Origin of the sequence: Microbacterium sp. JC 701 (assembly GCF_021026215.1) — a bacterium.
GTDB classification, from domain to species: domain Bacteria; phylum Actinomycetota; class Actinomycetes; order Actinomycetales; family Microbacteriaceae; genus Microbacterium; species Microbacterium algihabitans.
In genome coordinates this window covers 417,019-432,926 of sequence record NZ_JAJNCV010000002.1, presented here as the reverse complement: position 1 = coordinate 432,926, position 15,908 = coordinate 417,019, and the positions used below count along the sequence as shown (strand labels likewise).

Below are 15,908 nucleotides of genomic sequence, written 5' to 3'. Positions count from 1 at the left end.
AGCTCAGGGACCTGGGTGCGTGCGCGGGTTCCGGTCCCTTCGACAGGCTCAGGGACCTGGGTGGGCGACTGGGCGTGAGGTGGCTGAGCCTGTCGAAGCCGCCGGCGTCTCATGGGTTGCGGTCCCTTCGACAGGCTCAGGGACCTGGGTGCGTGCGCGGGTTGCGGTCCCTTCGGCAGGCTCAGGGACCTGGGTGCGTGCGCGGGTTCCGGTCCCTTCGACAAGCTCAGGGACCTGGATGCGTGCGCGGGTTCCGGTCCCTTCGACAAGCTCAGGGACCTGGGTGCGTGCGCGGGTTGCGGTCCCTTCGACAAGCTCAGGGACCTGGGTGCGTGCGCGGGTTGCGGTCCCTTCGACAAGCTCAGGGACCTGGGTGCGTGCGCGGGTTCCGGTCCCTTCGACAAGCTCAGGGACCTGGGTGCGTGCGCGGGTTCCGGTCCCTTCGACAAGCTCAGGGACCTGGGTGCGTGCGCGGGTTGCGGTCCCTTCGACAGGCTCAGGGACCTGCGGGCCGGTCGCTGGGTTCTAGGCTGATCCGGTGCGTCAGAACCCGAGCTTCGCGATGACCGACGTCGGAGAGATCCGTCGTCTGATCGACCTCAACCCGTGGGTGACCCTCGTCAGCCAGACCGACGACGGCCTCGTCGCCTCGCACTACGCGGTCATGCTCGACGACACCCGCGACGACCTCACGATCGTCGGGCACGTCGGCAAGCCCGATGACGCGATCCTCGGCCTCGGCGAGCGGGAGCTGCTCGTCGTCGTGCAGGGCCCGCACGGGTACATCACGCCCCGCTGGTACGGCGACGTGCCCGCCGTGCCGACCTGGAACTTCGTGTCGGCGCACCTCTCCGGCATCCCGGAACTGCTCTCGCCCGACGAGAATCTCCGCGTGCTCGAACGGCTCGTCGACCGCTTCGAAGGCGACGGCGACGACGCCCGGGGTCTGTACCGCCTGCCGAACGACGCAGCCTTCGTGGAGCGTCTCGAGCGGGGGACCGTCGGGTTCCGCCTCACCCCGACCCGCGTGACGGCGAAGCGCAAGCTCAGCCAGAACAGGACGGCCGAGGTGGTCGAGACGATCATCGCGGGCCTCGCCGACGAAGGGCCGGAACGGGCTCCGCTCGTCACCGAGATGCGCCGCGCCGCCGACGCCCGGGTGCGCCCGTGATCGGCGAGCAGGTCGGATTCGTCCGCGCGGTTCGCGTGGCGGGACCCGGCCGGGAGTTCCTCCCGACGCCCGAGCCCGTCGACCTCGTGCTCGCCGGCGGACTCATCGTCGACATCGCGCCGACGGGCAACCTGCGCCCCACCGGCGTGGTGCTCGACGGCGAGGGCGGCTGGCTGCTGCCCGGGCTGTGGGATCACCACGTGCACGCGCTGCAGTGGGCTCTCGTCGCCGACCGCGTGCCCCTCGGCGAGGTGTCGACCGCCCGCGAGGCGGCCGCGATCATGGCGCTCGCCCCCACCGACGACGAGGGCCGCCGGATCGGGGCGGGCTTTCGTGACGGTCTGTGGCCCGACGCACCCTCCCTCGATCTGCTCGACGGGGTGACGGGAGAGGTGCCGACCTACCTCATCAACGCCGACGTGCACAGCGTGTGGATGAACAGCGCGGCCTTCCGTCGCGAGGGCTTCGAGCCCGCGGCATCCGGAGTCGTCGTCGAAGAGGACGCGTTCGAGATCTCGCGCCGAGTGAACGCCGGAGCACCGGATGCCGCCGACCGGGCCGTCGAGCGCATGGCACGCGCCGCGGCTGCCCGGGGGATCGTCGGTCTCGTCGACCTCGACATGACGTGGAACGACGAACCGTGGCAGCGCCGCGTCGTCCGCGGATTCGACACGGTGCGCGTGTCGTACGGCACCTACCCGCAAGACCTCGACCGCGCGATCGCCGAGGGGCTGCGCACGGGAGACCCCGTGCGCGGAGCCACGAACGACCTCGTGCGCGTCGGGCCGCTCAAGGCGATCACCGACGGCTCGCTCGGCACTCGCACCGCCGCGTGCGCCCACCACTATCCGGGAGAGGTCGGCAACCACGGCCTGCTGACGGTGCCGCCCGAGCAGCTCGTCGAACTCATGACGCGCGCGACCGCGGCGGGACTCGAGTGCGCGATCCACGCCATCGGCGACCTCGCGAACGCCCACGCCCTCGACGCCTACGCCCGCACCGGAGCGGTGGGCACGATCGAGCACGCCCAGCTCGTGGCGCACGCCGACATCCCGCGCTTCGCCCGTCTGGGCGTCGCCGCGAGCGTGCAGCCCGAGCACGCGCTCGATGATCGGGACATGACGGATGCCATCTGGGCCGAGCAATCCGCCCAGCCCTACCCGCTGCGCGCCCTGGCCGACAGCGGGGCGAATCTGCGGTTCGGCTCCGACGCGCCGGTCGCACCGCTCGATCCCTGGGCAGCCATGGCATCCGCCGTCTTCCGCACCCGCGACGGACGCGAGGCGTGGCAGCCGCACCAGCGGGTCGACATCGACACGGCCATCGCGGCGTCGACCGCGGGCGGATCGACCGCTCCCGCGGAGATTTCACCCGGAGCGCTCGCCGATCTCGTCATCGTGGGCGCCGACCCGCGAACGGCGGACGAGCGGGGCCTGCGAGCGATGCCGGTGCGCGCGACCCTGGTGGCCGGCCGCGTCACGCACGGCGCCTGAGGCCGTCGCCTTCGTCTGACGGGTCGTGAGCCGTCGGCAGGCCCTGCGCACGGCGACGAGACCCGGCCTCTCGGAACGGAAGAGCCGGGCGGGCGATCAGATGCATTGGGGTGGACCGAGTTCGACCCGCACCCCGTCCTTCGTCATGCTCGCGAGTCCGCACACGCGTGCCTCGACGTCGGGCTCGATCATCAGCGGGGTGTACAGCGACTGCAGATCGAATGCCGAGCGCTCTTGTGCGCGCGACGATTCGACGTCGATCGCCGGGTAGATGCGCATCTCGAGTTCTTCCCCGTTGGCGTCGCCGTCGTACCGGGTCACACGGCCCCAGACCGCCATGCAGGTCTTGGAGTACATCATCTGCACCTGCACGGCGCCATCGAGCCGCTGATCGCTCGCGGCGATGACGGCGTCTTCTCGGCACACCGTCTGCATCGGGTCGACTCCGTCGGCGTAGGGAAGGTAGCCCGGTGTGCTCGGGCTCGGCGCTGCTTCCACGGTGATCAGAGGAAGGACGGCGGCGCCCCAGGCGGCGCTGGTCAGCGACACGCAGAGGATCCCGGTGGCGACGACCGCGAGCATCATCCGTCTCCTCGAGACCACCCGCGTCCCGCCGGAGGGGTCGGCGGTCGGCGCGGACGTCGGCGGCGCGGATGCGAGCAACGTTCGCCGACTCACCCACGGAGCAGGATCCTCGCCGAGCGCTTCGGCGAGAAGCGTGGTCGTCTTCTCGGTGGGGAGTCGCCTGCCGGCCATCGCATCCGACAGCACGCTCTTGGAGATACCCGTCAACGTCGCGAGGGCGACGAGGGTCGGGTTACCCGCGCGCAGGCGTACGGAACGGAGGTCGGCTGCGAAGGTCGCGACGGAGTCGACGGGGGAAGGGGAATCGGGTACGGGGATCTCCATGATCGTCCTTCTGTGATGCGGGGAAGGGGCGACGCGAGCGACGACGGATCGTGGGGGGCCGTTCCGGAGAACATCATGACGCGTCGACCACGCTCCTGATCCGCCGCTCGACGAGTGTGACGGCGGGCTATTCCGACTTCTCCGGATGCGGATCCGGAACGGCCCGGAAAGCCACAGCGACCGGTGGCGTTCCCGACTCCGGGCACCGCGCCGCACCAGCCAACGCGCAGGTGTTCGACCTCGTCCGGAATAGCCGACCGCCGCTCGGGCACCGGAATCCTTCGCCCCGGCCATCCTGGACTCAGCGTCCGCTGGCCTGCGTCACGGCGTACTTACAGCACGGTTGCTTCGAGCAAGGAGACACATATGGAACGACGACCTCGATGGGGGTGGAGTGTCGCGCTCGCGACCTTCGCCATCGGCACCCTTCTCACCGCCCCTGCCGCGCACGCGGACGACGAACAAGTCCCGCCAGAACCTGCGCCGGTCGCGAGCGCACCCGCATCGGCGACGGGCGGCGAACTCGCCGAGACGACATCAGGGGCCGCCCTCGACATCTACACACCGACCGTCGCCGCCGGTTCCCTCGCGCTGTTCGGCGTGACCGGCGCCGAACCGGGACGCGGGCTCACGGCCATCATCGCCACGCAGCCGCAAGGCAACTGCGATTGCCCGTTCGTCGATCACATCTGGCGCGCTGATGCGACCGTTGGAGCAGGCGGCACGGCCGAGTTCAGCGCATCCGTCCCCGCCGACGCGGCGCCGGGCGCCTACTTCGTCTCCGTCGTGAACACAGCGGCCGGTACACTCAGCGCCCCGCTGCAGATCGTCTCCGCGGTGCAACAGAGCACGATGACCGTATCGCCGGACGCGGTGGAGCCGGGCGGCAGCGTCGCTCTGACCATCCGGGATTTTCCGGGAACGCAGGTGCGTCTGGGGCTAACTGCTCCCGGCGGGGAACCGTGGTGGGAACTCCCGACCGTCGAGCTCGGAAACGGCGCCTACGACGGAACCGTAGTGATCCCGAGCGATGTGCCGGCGGGTGACTGGCAGATTTGGGCGATGATCCCCGACTCGCTCAGCGTGCCCGCGGTCGCGGACCTCACCGTGATCGCCAGTAGCGCTCCAGAGTTGTCCGTCGCGCCCTCGACCGCCGCGCCGGGAGATCTCGTGCGGGTCGCGCTGCGCCACTTCAGCGAGATGGAGCGCATCCGTCTCGTCCTGACCGTCAGCGGCGGGGCACCCTGGTGGTGGGAGCTCGGAACCGTCGAGCTCAAGGACGGCTCCTACGACGGAACGGTCGCAGTGCCTGCCGACGTGCCGCCCGGCGATTTTCAGATGTGGGCAATGGTGCCGGACACCGTCGGCGTTCCGGACATCGCCGACATCACCATCGTCGCGGTTTCGACCCCCACTGTTGCGACTGATTCCTCTCAGGTGCGACCCGGTGGGGGTCTATCGGTCACGGCCACCGGCTTCGCGCCGGGCGAGCAGGTGCGTATCGAACTGCACTCGACGCCGGTCGTTCTCGGCTCGGCGCGAGCGGATGCCACCGGGTCTCTACACGCGACGGTTTCGATCCCGGGCGATGTCGTGGGCGACACGCACGAACTCGTGCTCATCGGGGAGACGTCGGGCCGCTCCGCGCGGACAGCCCTCACGATCGACCGTGCCGGCGCGTCTGCGGTGGAGCGCGCCTCGATGGCCGGCGGCACTGCTCAGCTGGCGGCGACCGGCGCGAGCGACGCCTCGCTGGCGGGTCTGACGGCGTCTGCATTCGTTCTGCTGGCGGGGGGCGTCATCGTCCGTCGGCGACGCTTCGACGAGGCGCTGGCAGACCCCACGGAGTGACGCCGCCCGGATGCTAAGGGGTGAGACGACGTCTGCGCCTCTGCCCCCAGGCGTCTGCGGCGAGACACTGTTCATGTCTGCGCCGCGCGCCCGCACGACGGAGGGGGCGATGCCGAAGCACCGCCCCCTCCGAAATCCGTCTTATGCGGCGAGGTGCGCGAAGAGGAACCAGCGATCCTTGTCGAGGCCGCGCTTGATCTCGATGGCGACGTCCTGGCTCGACATGTCGATCTCGTCGAGGCCCTCGATGGCGGCCTCGATGTCGACCAGTACCGCGTCGATGTCGGCGATCACGGCGCGGATCACGACGTCGGACTGCGCGAAGCCGGCGGGCACCTCGGTGGCCTTGGCCTTGGCGGCGACCGTCGACAGGCGCGAGTCGATGGGAAGACCCAGGGCGACGATGCGCTCGGCGGCCAGGTCGGCCCAGTCCTGCGCGTGCGCCACGACGGTGTCGAGCAGCTCGTGCACGCCGATGAAGTTGGAGCCGCGCACGTGCCAGTGCGCCTGCTTGCCGTTGACGACGAGGGCCTCGAGGCCGATGACGACGGGGGAGAGGAACTGGGCGGTGCCGGAAGCCATCGTCGGGTCGACGGTGGTGGCGGCGGGGGTCTGAACGGTGCTCATATCTGCTCCTTGTCGCAGTGAACGAAGTCTGTGAATGCAACGCTACTCACGCGGGAGCATTCCGCAAGCAAGAGAAGGCTCGGCTAAATCCCTGGTGAAAAGGCAATCCTTACCTTCTCTGCGGGCGTCGTGACTGCACTGTCACCCCGATGCCGATCGCAAGCGTGGCACCGCAGACGAGGAGTGCGAGCGGCGCACCGATTCCCGTCCAGGGCAGCACCCCCGACGGCGGATGGGCGACCGGTGCCTCGGGGGCGGCGACGGCCTGCGTAAGGGTGACCATGGGGAGCACGGTGGCCGAGGCGGAGCGCGAAGCGTTGCCCGCAGCGGCATCCATCCTCAATCCGACGTCGAGGCGGATCGTCTGTCCGGTGGGGATGATCTCGCTGACCCACGACGCCCCCTCGGGCACGGGCGAGGCGGCGACCACGAGCTGGAGCGCAGAGGCCAGCGCCTCATCGGGCACGGTGGCGGAGGCCGGAGCGGCGTCGACGCGCAACGAAACACGGGCCGGATCGGCGCCGGCGTTGCGCACCCAGAGCGTCGCGTCCGCCGTCTGACCGGGAACGAGCTCGCCGACCCCGCCGAACAGCGCGACCGAGCCGTCGGGCACGAACTGCTCTCCGTCGACGCTCACGAGCAGTCGGTCGGGCGCCGCGGCATCCGTCCCCTCCACCGCCGAGGCGGGGCTCGGTGAGAAGAACGGGGCGCAGACGAGGACCACGATCAACGCGCCGGCAGCCGGACCGGCCGCCGTGGTGCGACGAGCGCGGAGGGCGTCGAAGGCCAGCAAGGCCAAGCCGTATCCGACGACGGCGACACCGATGGCAGCGACGACCGCGCCTCGTTGCTGCCCGCCGAAGACGGCGCCCGGATAGCCGAGGTAGGGCATCGCGAGCACGACCGTGCCCCGCAGCTGTTCCGACTGCACCGGGGGATCGTCGGTGTCGTTGGCGTCGCCGCGCGTGACCAGCAGACGTTCGCCTCCGGTGCTGCTGGTCGTGCCGACGACGCGATGGGTCACCACCGCGGGATCGCCGGAGCGGATCTGATAGGTCACCACGTCGCCGACCCGCACCGCGTCGAGGGGAACCGAGCGCACCGCGATGAGGGTTCCGGGCGGCATGCCGGGCTGCATGCTCCCGGTCAGCACGGTGTACGTCTGCGCGCCGAGGATCAGGGGCAGCGCGACCGTGAGCAGGGCGAAGAGCGACACCACGGCGAGCACGACGGTGCCGACGATCGCGCGGGCGCGGGCCCAGCCGCGGTGCGACGGAGCGTCGGGCGGGGTGGTGCGGTGGTCGCGACGGAGGTTCACGGCTGACACTTCACACCGCCGAGCAATCCGATCTGGAGCAGGCCGGTCACGGCGATCGGGGCGCCGTTGCTCGGCACCGACACCCACGCGCCGTCGGTGAGGGCTTGGACGGTGACGATGGAAGGCGTCGATCCGAGAAGGGTCGTCAGCAGCCCGCCGAGGACGCTCTCGAGCAGACCGGTGTCGACCCTCAGCGAGGTCGCCGTCTGCCTGTCGACGAGGACCGTCGTGGCCCCGGTCGGTGGGTAGGTGAGCGTGACGCGGTACCCCGTGGCTCGGGCGACCGTGTTCCACGACAGGGTGGCGGTGGGTGCGAGGACCGTGCCGCCGGTGGCGCAGCCGATGACGGGCGCCGCGAGGACACCTGCCGTGAGAGCCGGAGCCGCAGCCGTCGCCTCCGTCTCCCAGGCCGCCGACGCGGGGCTGACAGCGGGCGCGGCGAAGACGAGCACCGCCGCAGCCGCTCCGATCCCGAGGCGATGTTGCAGACGATTCCGCGCGATCATTGCGTCACCTGAATGGCCTTCACCGAGACGGACGGGGTCAGCGCGGTGCCTTGGATGTTCGAGGGCGCGTCCGCTTTCAGAGTGACGCGCAGGCACAGGTCGACCGATTGCCCCGGGGCGAATCCGCCGGGCGGGGCGTAGGACGCGCCGGCGGCGATGAGGGTGGAGCTCCCGCACCCTCCCACGTAGAGCTGGGTCGTCAGGCTCGACGACGCGGTCACGGTCGGAGCCAGGCGCCAGCGCAGGGTGGTGCCGGCGGCCCCCGTCTCGGTCACCGTCAAGACGGGCGAGTCCCGCGTCTCACCCGGGAAGAGGGGAACGGCACTCGACCATGCTCCCTGCCACACCGCGGAGATCGCGAAGGCTCCGGATGCCACGGTGCCCGACAACGGCTTCTGCGCCTGCCAGTACGCCTGTGCTGCGGCGGTCCCGGTTCCCAGAACCAGGACCGCTGCGAGCAGCCCCGCCCACCGCAGCCGTCGCGTGACGCCCTCGTCGCGCTTCGACATGGCGGGCGCCGCTCAGCTGGAGGCCTGCGTGAGCGCGAACGAGATGTCGTTGAGGTTGACGCTCGTGGCGACCGCCGTCTGACCAGCCGTGGCCGGCTTGAATGTGATGGTCACCGTCGCGGTCGTCGTGCCGGAGTTCGCCTGCGTGAGACGGAAGGTGTTGTTGCCCGTCGAGGTGCCGTAGTTCGTCGGCATGGTCAGCGCGACGGTGAGGTTCTGCCCCAGGGTGCTGCCGCTCAGGGTCGCGCCGACCTTGGCCTGCAGGTCGGCGACCAGCGTGTCACCCGTCAGGGTCACGGTCAGCGGCTGGGTGAGGGTCAGCACGTCGCCGGGGACGATGCGGACGTTGGCGAGGTTGGTCACGGGCGTGACGCCTCCCAGAACACCCTTCAGCGACCAGGTGCCCGCTCCGAGGCCGAGGTCGAGGTTTCCGGAGTTGATCGGCGTTGCCGTGAGGGCCTGCTCGGTCGACCAGTAGGCGTAGGTGCCGCCGCCCCCGAGAAGCAGGGCGGTGCCGGCGGCGATCGCGAGGATCGCTTTGGCCTTCCGGTCGCGACGCACGGGTCGCTGTTCGGTCGTGGCGAGGATGGGTTCGGTGATCTGCGACATGACGACTCCTGTGTCGGGTGCGGCTTGTGCCACCGAAGCTAGGAGTTCGGTGTGAGTTCCCTGCTACTGATCCGCGGCAATGCGGTATCCGCCACCCCGGGCCTGCGTAGTCCGCTCCCGCGGTGCGTAGCCCCTCAGTAGGCAGTTCGCGGGCTAGCCTCGGCGCATGCCGATCGATCCGCTCGCCTCCGTCCTCGCCCTCCCCGGCGCCGCCCCGGTCATCGACGAGACCGCGTTCGTGGCATCCGGAGCCCGTGTCGTGGGCGAGGTATACCTCGCCGCGGGAGCGAGCGTCTGGTACAACGCCGTGCTCCGCGGCGACAGCGCCGCCATCACGATCGGTGCGCGCAGCAACCTGCAGGACAACGTGTCGGTGCACGTCGATGCCGGGCGTCCGGTCACCATCGGCGCCGACGTCTCGGTGGGGCACAACGCCGTCGTGCACGGCTGCACGATCGGCGACGGCTCGCTCATCGGCATGGGCAGCGTCGTGCTGTCGGGTGCCGACATCGGCCCCGGATGCCTCATCGCCGGGGGAGCGGTCGTGCTCGAGGGCACCGTCGTGCCCGAGGGCTCGCTGGTCGCCGGCGTCCCCGCGAAGGTGCGCCGCGCGCTCACGCCCGACGAGCGGGCGAAGATCCTCCGCAACGCGCAGACCTACCTCGCGCACGTCGAGCGTCACCGTTCGGCGGAGCAGATCCCGGATGCCGCAACCCCGGCTGACGGCGAGACATCGGGCGCGTAACCTCGCGCGCATGCACATCACCTCTCTCTCTCCGAACGAGGTCTTCGTCTTCGGCTCGAACGCTTCGGGCGCGCACGGCGGGGGAGCGGCGCGCTTCGCGATGGACCGCTTCGGTGCGATCTGGGGTCAGAGCGAAGGCCTGCAGGGGCAGTCGTACGGGATCGACACGATGTCGGGGCTCGGTGTCTTCGAGGAGCAGGCGCGGCGCTTCATCGGCTTCGCCGCCGCGCACGACGAGCTGCGCTTCCTCGTGACGGAGGTGGGCTGCGGCATCGCCGGGTACCGGCCGAAGCAGGTCGCGGGCTTCTTCGCGAGAGCGGGCGAGAACGTCGTGCTGCCGGAATCGTTCACGCGCGAGCTCGAAAGCGATGGCGCCTGAGAAGAGGTGGAGGGGCTGACGAGAATCGAACTCGCATCATCTGTTTGGAAGACAGAGGCTTTACCACTAAGCTACAGCCCCGGATTTCCGCGGTTTTCTGACGAACCGGGAAGACGGACGACATCTACTCTACGACACGCTGAGGCCCCTCGCGAACGCCGGAGAGTCGGCATCCGGCAGGCGTGTCGCGCAAGGGGACCGGCGAAATGGGCGCAGCCAGGCCGATCGACTAGACTTTCAGCGGTCGTTTCGTCGGCGCGTGCCGCGCGCCGCCCCGGGGCGTAGCTCAGCTTGGTAGAGCGCCCGCTTTGGGAGCGGGAGGCCGCAGGTTCAAATCCTGTCGCCCCGACGAACGGCCCCACAGACCACAGGCCCAACCGGCCCCCGCGTGCGCGCGGGCCACACGAGGAGAACGAACCGCATGGTCAACAGCACCGTCGAGAAGCTCAGCCCCACCCGGGTCAAGCTGCACATCACGGTCTCGCCCGACGAGCTCAAGCCGAGCATCGCGCACGCCTACGAGCACATCGCGCGCGACGTGCAGATCCCCGGCTTCCGCAAGGGCAAGGTCCCCGCGCCCATCATCGATCAGCGCATGGGCCGCGGCGCCGTCATCGAGCACGCCGTCAACGAGGGGCTCGACGGGTTCTACCGCGAGGCCGTCGAGGCCAATGACCTCCGCGTCATCGGTCGCCCGAACGCCGAGATCGTCGAGCTCCCCGAGCTCAAGGACTTCTCCGGCGACCTGATCGTCGACGTCGAGGTCGACGTGCGCCCCGAGTTCGACCTGCCGGCCTACGACACCATCACGGTGACCGTCGACGCCGCCGAGGCCGACGAGGCCGGAATCGACGCCGAGCTCGACCGCCTGCGCGCGCGCTTCGGCACGCTCGTCACGGTCGACCGCCCCGCCAAGACGGGTGACTTCGTCGAGCTCGACCTGGTCGCCACGATCGACGGCAACGAGATCGACCGCGCCGAGGGCGTGTCGTACGAGATCGGCTCTGGCGAACTGCTTGAGGGCATCGACGAGGCGATCGAGTCGCTCACCGCCGATGAGGAGACCACCTTCCGCTCGAAGCTCGTCGGTGGCGAGCACGCGGGCGAAGAGGCCGAGGTGGCCGTCAAGATCACCGCCGTCAAGGAGCGCGAGCTGCCCGACGCCGACGACGACTTCGCCCAGATGGCGTCGGAGTTCGACACGATCGCCGAGCTGCGCGAGTCGCTCAGCGAGCGCGTGTCGCAGCAGGCCGTCTTCACGCAGGGTTCCGCCGCGCGCGACAAGTTCATCGACGCCCTCCTCGAGGCCGTCGAGATCCCCGTGCCGCCGCAGCTCATCGAAGACGAGGTGCACACCCACCTCGAGGGCGAGAACCGCCTCGAAGACGACGTGCACCGCGCCGAGGTCACCGAGGCGAGCGAGAAGCAGTTCCGCACGCAGATGGTGCTCGACAAGATCGCCGAAGACGCCAACGTGCAGGTGTCGCAGGACGAGCTGACCCAGTACCTCATCCAGTCGGCCGCGCAGTACAACATGGCGCCGCAGGACTTCGTCAACGCGCTGCAGCAGGGCAACCAGCTGCCCGCACTCGTCGGTGAGGTCGCCCGCAACAAGGCCCTCGCCATCGCGCTCGGCAAGGTCACCGTCGTCGACACCGACGGCAAGCCCGTCGACCTGACCGGCTTCGTGGCCGTCGAGGGCGAAGAGCCCGCCGAGGGTGACGACGCCGCCGACGAGGCTCCCGCCGACGAGGCTCCCGCCGACGAGGCCGCCGCTGAGGAGGCTCCCGCGAAGGCTCCCGCCAAGAAGCGCGCCCCCGCGAAGAAGAAGGCGGCTGCCGACGAGGCTCCCGCCGACGAGGCCGCGGCTGACGAGGCTCCCGCGAAGGCTCCCGCCACGAAGCGCGCCCCGGCCAAGAAGAAGGCCGACGCCGCTGACAGCGAGTAAGTCATGACGGAGGGGGGCGGATGCCACGGCATCCGCCCCTTCTTCGTTCCCGGATGCCGTCGAGCGGCCTCGGCGCGCCGTTCGGCGCATCGCTCGCGCGGTGTGTCTCGGGCGCGCGGCGTGCCGGACATCAACCCCCGTTGAGTATCCAGGACACGCCGCACGGCCCGACGGTCAGCGGCGTGTCCTGGGCATTCGACACGCCTGACGACAAATGGATGCGACACATGAACGACTGGCAGAACAGAGTGGATGCCGTCTGGGCAGACGAGGCGCTGAGCCCTGACGACGTGGTGACCCGGATCGACGAGCTCGCCGCCGAGCGACCGGCCGATGACGCCGTGGCGCTGTTCGAACGCGCCGGAGCGCGCGACTCGGCCGGGATCGAGGGAGAGGCCGAGGTGCTGTACCGCCGCGCTCTCGAGATCGGCCTCGACGACGAGCGCCGCACGCGCGCCACGATCCAGCTGGCGAGCACGATCCGCAACCTCGGCAAGACCGAGGAGTCGCTCGCGATGCTGCAGGCCGAATACGAGCGCGAACCCCGCGGTCCGTTGCACGACGCGGCCGCCGCCTTCTACGCCCTGGCGCTGGTGTCGAGCGGAGCGCCCGAGCGGGCGGCATCCATCGCCCTTCAGGCCCTCGCACCGCACCTGCCCCGCTATACCCGGTCGGTAACCGGATACGCGCGAGAAATCGCCGGAACACCGCGCTGATCCGCCCGCGGCGAACACGGCATCCGGTGTCGGAGGCCCCCGGTAGATTCATTGCAGATCACGGAAGAGGAGCACACATGCCCGAACCCCTTATGGCAACGAGCGTCTTCGACAGACTGCTCAAGGACCGCATCATCTGGCTCGGTTCCGAGGTGCGCGACGACAACGCCAACGAGATCTGCGCCAAGATCCTGCTGCTTGCCGCAGAAGACCCGCAGAAGGACATCTACCTCTACATCAACTCGCCCGGTGGCTCAATCACGGCCGGCATGGCGATCTACGACACGATGCAGTTCGTGCCGAACGACATCGTCACCGTCGGTATCGGCATGGCGGCGTCGATGGGCCAGCTGCTGCTGACCAGCGGCACCAAGGGCAAGCGCTACATCACGCCCAACGCCCGCGTGCTTCTGCACCAGCCGCACGGTGGCTTCGGCGGAACCTCGAGCGACATCCAGACGCAGGCGCAGCTCATCCTCGACATGAAGCGTCGTCTGGCCGAGATCACCGCGGCCCAGACCGGGAAGAGCGTCGAGCAGATCAACGCCGACGGTGACCGCGACCGCTGGTTCACCGCTCAGGAAGCCCTCGAGTACGGCTTCGTCGACCACATGCGCGAGCACGCCACCGACGTCACCGGCGGCGGCGGAACCGCAGCGGTCTGAGGCGAGAGGAAAAGGACACCCACATGAACATCCCCACCTTCGGCGGCGCAGCGTCTCACATGCCGTCCAGTCGCTACGTCCTTCCTCAGTTCGAGGAGCGCACGGCGTACGGCTACAAGCGCCAGGACCCCTACAACAAGCTGTTCGAAGACCGCGTGATCTTCCTCGGCGTGCAGGTCGACGACGCGTCGGCCGACGACGTCATGGCCCAGCTGCTCGTTCTCGAGTCGCAGGACCCCGACCGCGACATCATCATGTACATCAACTCGCCCGGTGGCTCGTTCACGGCCATGACGGCGATCTACGACACGATGCAGTACGTCTCGCCGCAGATCCAGACGGTCGTGCTCGGTCAGGCCGCCTCGGCGGCCTCCGTGCTGCTGGCCGCCGGCGCCCCCGGCAAGCGTCTCGCCCTGCCGAACGCCCGCATCCTGATCCACCAGCCCGCGATGGGCGAGGCCGGTCACGGTCAGGCGTCCGACATCGAGATCCAGGCGCAGGAGATCCTCCGCATGCGCACCTGGCTCGAAGAGACCATGGCGCGCCACACCGGTCAGGACGTCGCGAAGGTCAATAAGGACATCGACCGCGACAAGATCCTCTCCGCCGCCGAGGCGATGGAGTACGGCATCGTCGACCAGGTGCTCACGACCCGCAAGCGCACCCCGGCGGCCCTCACCGCCTGACGCGCTCGCGACACGATGAAGCCCCGCAGACCCGTTTCGGTCTGCGGGGCTTCGTCGTGCGCGGGGAGCGGTGCCGCGCGGGACCAGTGCTGCGCGGGGCTTGGTGCCGCGCGGGGCTTGGTGCCGCGCGGGGCTTGGTGCCGCGCGGGGCCGGTGCTGCGCGGGGCCAGTGCTGCGCGGGGCTCCGCCGCGGCTTGCGCGCTCTTGCGGTGCGGCGCGTGCGGCGGTCCCCACCCATCGCGAGACTGCATCTCGCTGACGAACCGGCGTCAGGCTGCAGCGGAGATGTCAGCGAGATGCAGTCTCGGCGTCGCCGGGCACCACCGCGGCGGGGTGACCATCCCCGCGGGTCGACGTTCGCGATGATCCGGCGGGCGAACGGATGCCGTGTGTCCGCCGTCGGCGATCATGACGCCGCCGCGCGCGCGAATGCCCTCGGTTCGCCCGGGCTCGGGTTAGGCTCGGGTAACACACCGGCGCAGGCCGGGTGACGGGAGGATCCGCGATGGCACGTATCGGTGAGAGCGCCGACCTGTTCAAGTGTTCCTTCTGCGGCAAGAGCCAGAAGCAGGTGCAGCAGCTGATCGCCGGTCCGGGCGTCTACATCTGCGACGAGTGCGTCGAGCTCTGCAACGAGATCATCGAAGAGCGCATGGCCGAGTCGTCGGCCGGCGAGGTCGCCGAGTTCGATCTGCCGAAGCCGCGCGAGATCTTCTCGTTCCTCGAGGAGTACGTCGTCGGGCAAGAGCCCGCCAAGCGCGCTCTGGCCGTCGCCGTCTACAACCACTACAAGCGCGTGCGCTCGCACGGCACCCTTCAGCCCGCGGAGCAGCGCGCCGAAGAGATCGACATCGCCAAGAGCAACATCCTGCTGCTCGGGCCCACCGGTTGCGGCAAGACCTACCTCGCTCAGACGCTCGCGAAGCGCCTCAACGTGCCGTTCGCCGTCGCCGACGCCACGGCCCTCACCGAGGCCGGCTACGTCGGTGAAGACGTCGAGAACATCCTGCTCAAGCTGCTGCAGGCCGCCGACTTCGACGTCAAGCGCGCCGAAACCGGCATCATCTACATCGATGAGGTCGACAAGATCGCCCGCAAGGCCGAGAACCCCTCGATCACCCGCGACGTGTCGGGCGAGGGCGTGCAGCAGGCGCTGCTGAAGATCCTCGAGGGAACGGTCGCCTCGGTTCCGCCGCAGGGCGGCCGCAAGCACCCGCACCAGGAGTTCATCCAGATCGACACGACGAACGTGCTGTTCATCGTGGCGGGCGCCTTCGCCGGGCTCGAGGAGATCATCTCCGCTCGCGTCGGCAAGCACGGCGTCGGCTTCGGAGCGCCCCTCCAGCGCAAGGAAGACGCGCCCGATCTCTTCAGCGAGGCGCTGCCCGAAGACCTGCACAAGTTCGGTCTGATCCCCGAGTTCATCGGTCGCCTGCCCGTCGTGGCATCCGTCTCGCCCCTCGACCAGGACGCGCTGACCGAGATCCTCACGACGCCGCGCAACGCGCTGATCAAGCAGTACCAGCGCATGTTCGAGCTCGACGGGGTTCAGCTCGAGTTCGACGACGACGCCCTGCGCGCGATCGCCGACCTCGCCGTCAAGCGCAAGACCGGCGCTCGTGGGCTCCGCGCGATCCTCGAAGACGTGCTCGGCCCGATCATGTTCGACGTGCCCTCGGCCGACGACATCGCCAAGGTCGTCATCACCCGCGCGGCCGTCGAAGACGGGGCGCAGCCGACGATCGTGCTGGCGCAGAAGCGCCGCAGCGCCTGACC

At 69.7% G+C, this 15,908-nt stretch carries 16 protein-coding genes and 2 tRNA genes; 11 read left to right on the top strand and 7 right to left on the bottom strand.

Annotation, left to right across the window (positions count from 1 at the left end):
- The first annotated feature begins 538 nt into the window (after positions 1–538).
- Together LPW41_RS09955 and LPW41_RS09950 are read left to right on the top strand one after the other, a co-directional pair.
- Positions 539–1,171, top strand: coding sequence for an FMN-binding negative transcriptional regulator (locus tag LPW41_RS09955; protein WP_187358403.1), 633 nt, complete (start codon positions 539–541; stop codon positions 1,169–1,171).
- A complete protein-coding gene (locus LPW41_RS09950; RefSeq protein WP_230704719.1) occupies positions 1,168–2,664 on the top strand; it encodes an amidohydrolase in 1,497 nt (498 codons plus the stop codon). The genes LPW41_RS09955 and LPW41_RS09950 overlap by 4 nt, the downstream gene beginning before the upstream one ends.
- Positions 2,665–2,760: 96 nt before the next feature.
- Here the strand turns inward: LPW41_RS09950 and LPW41_RS09945 are convergent, their stop codons facing one another.
- The gene (locus tag LPW41_RS09945) at positions 2,761–3,573 is read right to left on the bottom strand and encodes a helix-turn-helix transcriptional regulator (RefSeq protein ID WP_230704718.1); all 813 of its coding nucleotides are present in this window, start codon (positions 3,571–3,573) and stop codon (positions 2,761–2,763) included.
- Between the two features lie 183 nt (positions 3,574–3,756).
- On the opposite strand from LPW41_RS09945, the gene LPW41_RS09940 reads away from it, so the two are divergent.
- Entirely contained in the window at positions 3,757–5,424 is a 1,668-nt protein-coding gene (locus tag LPW41_RS09940; protein WP_230704717.1) for a hypothetical protein, read from the top strand.
- A gap of 141 nt (positions 5,425–5,565) precedes the next feature.
- Here the strand turns inward: LPW41_RS09940 and LPW41_RS09935 are convergent, their stop codons facing one another.
- The 5 genes from LPW41_RS09935 to LPW41_RS09915 all read right to left on the bottom strand — a co-directional run bounded on the left by LPW41_RS09935 (position 5,566) and on the right by LPW41_RS09915 (position 8,993).
- A complete protein-coding gene (locus LPW41_RS09935; RefSeq protein WP_154096551.1) occupies positions 5,566–6,051 on the bottom strand; it encodes a Dps family protein in 486 nt (161 codons plus the stop codon).
- Positions 6,052–6,160: 109 nt separating this feature from the next.
- Entirely contained in the window at positions 6,161–7,369 is a 1,209-nt protein-coding gene (locus LPW41_RS09930; protein WP_230704716.1) for a signal peptidase I, read from the bottom strand.
- On the bottom strand, positions 7,366–7,875 hold the full coding sequence (locus tag LPW41_RS09925; protein ID WP_186325605.1) for a hypothetical protein: 510 nt from the start codon (positions 7,873–7,875) through the stop codon (positions 7,366–7,368). The genes LPW41_RS09930 and LPW41_RS09925 overlap by 4 nt, the downstream gene beginning before the upstream one ends.
- Positions 7,872–8,384 (bottom strand): hypothetical protein, encoded by a 513-nt coding sequence (locus tag LPW41_RS09920; RefSeq protein ID WP_144835377.1) that lies wholly within the window; start codon positions 8,382–8,384, stop codon positions 7,872–7,874. The genes LPW41_RS09925 and LPW41_RS09920 overlap by 4 nt, the downstream gene beginning before the upstream one ends.
- Before the next feature lie 12 nt (positions 8,385–8,396).
- Positions 8,397–8,993, bottom strand: a complete 597-nt coding sequence (locus tag LPW41_RS09915) for an alternate-type signal peptide domain-containing protein (RefSeq protein WP_144835375.1) — start codon at positions 8,991–8,993, stop codon at positions 8,397–8,399.
- Between the two features lie 166 nt (positions 8,994–9,159).
- On the opposite strand from LPW41_RS09915, the gene LPW41_RS09910 reads away from it, so the two are divergent.
- Both LPW41_RS09910 and LPW41_RS09905 read left to right on the top strand, forming a co-directional pair.
- On the top strand, positions 9,160–9,738 hold the full coding sequence (locus tag LPW41_RS09910; RefSeq protein WP_144835373.1) for a gamma carbonic anhydrase family protein: 579 nt from the start codon (positions 9,160–9,162) through the stop codon (positions 9,736–9,738).
- A 10-nt stretch (positions 9,739–9,748) separates the two neighbouring features.
- Entirely contained in the window at positions 9,749–10,117 is a 369-nt protein-coding gene (locus LPW41_RS09905) for a hypothetical protein (protein WP_144835371.1), read from the top strand.
- 7 nt (positions 10,118–10,124) lie between these two features.
- On the opposite strand, the gene LPW41_RS09900 is transcribed toward LPW41_RS09905, so the two are convergent.
- Positions 10,125–10,198 (bottom strand) — tRNA-Gly (locus LPW41_RS09900).
- A gap of 194 nt (positions 10,199–10,392) precedes the next feature.
- On the opposite strand from LPW41_RS09900, the gene LPW41_RS09895 reads away from it, so the two are divergent.
- The 6 genes from LPW41_RS09895 (at position 10,393) to clpX (ending at position 15,906) form a co-directional block, all read left to right on the top strand.
- A tRNA-Pro gene (locus LPW41_RS09895) sits at positions 10,393–10,466 on the top strand.
- A gap of 72 nt (positions 10,467–10,538) precedes the next feature.
- Positions 10,539–12,065, top strand: a complete 1,527-nt coding sequence (gene tig / locus LPW41_RS09890) for a trigger factor (protein ID WP_144835369.1) — start codon at positions 10,539–10,541, stop codon at positions 12,063–12,065.
- Between the two features lie 227 nt (positions 12,066–12,292).
- Positions 12,293–12,781, top strand: a complete 489-nt coding sequence (locus LPW41_RS09885; RefSeq protein ID WP_144835367.1) for a tetratricopeptide repeat protein — start codon at positions 12,293–12,295, stop codon at positions 12,779–12,781.
- 77 nt (positions 12,782–12,858) lie between these two features.
- A complete protein-coding gene (locus LPW41_RS09880; protein WP_174799692.1) occupies positions 12,859–13,446 on the top strand; it encodes an ATP-dependent Clp protease proteolytic subunit in 588 nt (195 codons plus the stop codon).
- Positions 13,447–13,469: 23 nt separating this feature from the next.
- Positions 13,470–14,132, top strand: coding sequence for an ATP-dependent Clp protease proteolytic subunit (locus tag LPW41_RS09875; protein ID WP_056231073.1), 663 nt, complete (start codon positions 13,470–13,472; stop codon positions 14,130–14,132).
- 505 nt (positions 14,133–14,637) lie between these two features.
- Positions 14,638–15,906, top strand: a complete 1,269-nt coding sequence (clpX, locus tag LPW41_RS09870; RefSeq protein WP_144835365.1) for an ATP-dependent Clp protease ATP-binding subunit ClpX — start codon at positions 14,638–14,640, stop codon at positions 15,904–15,906.
- Positions 15,907–15,908: the final 2 nt, after the last annotated feature.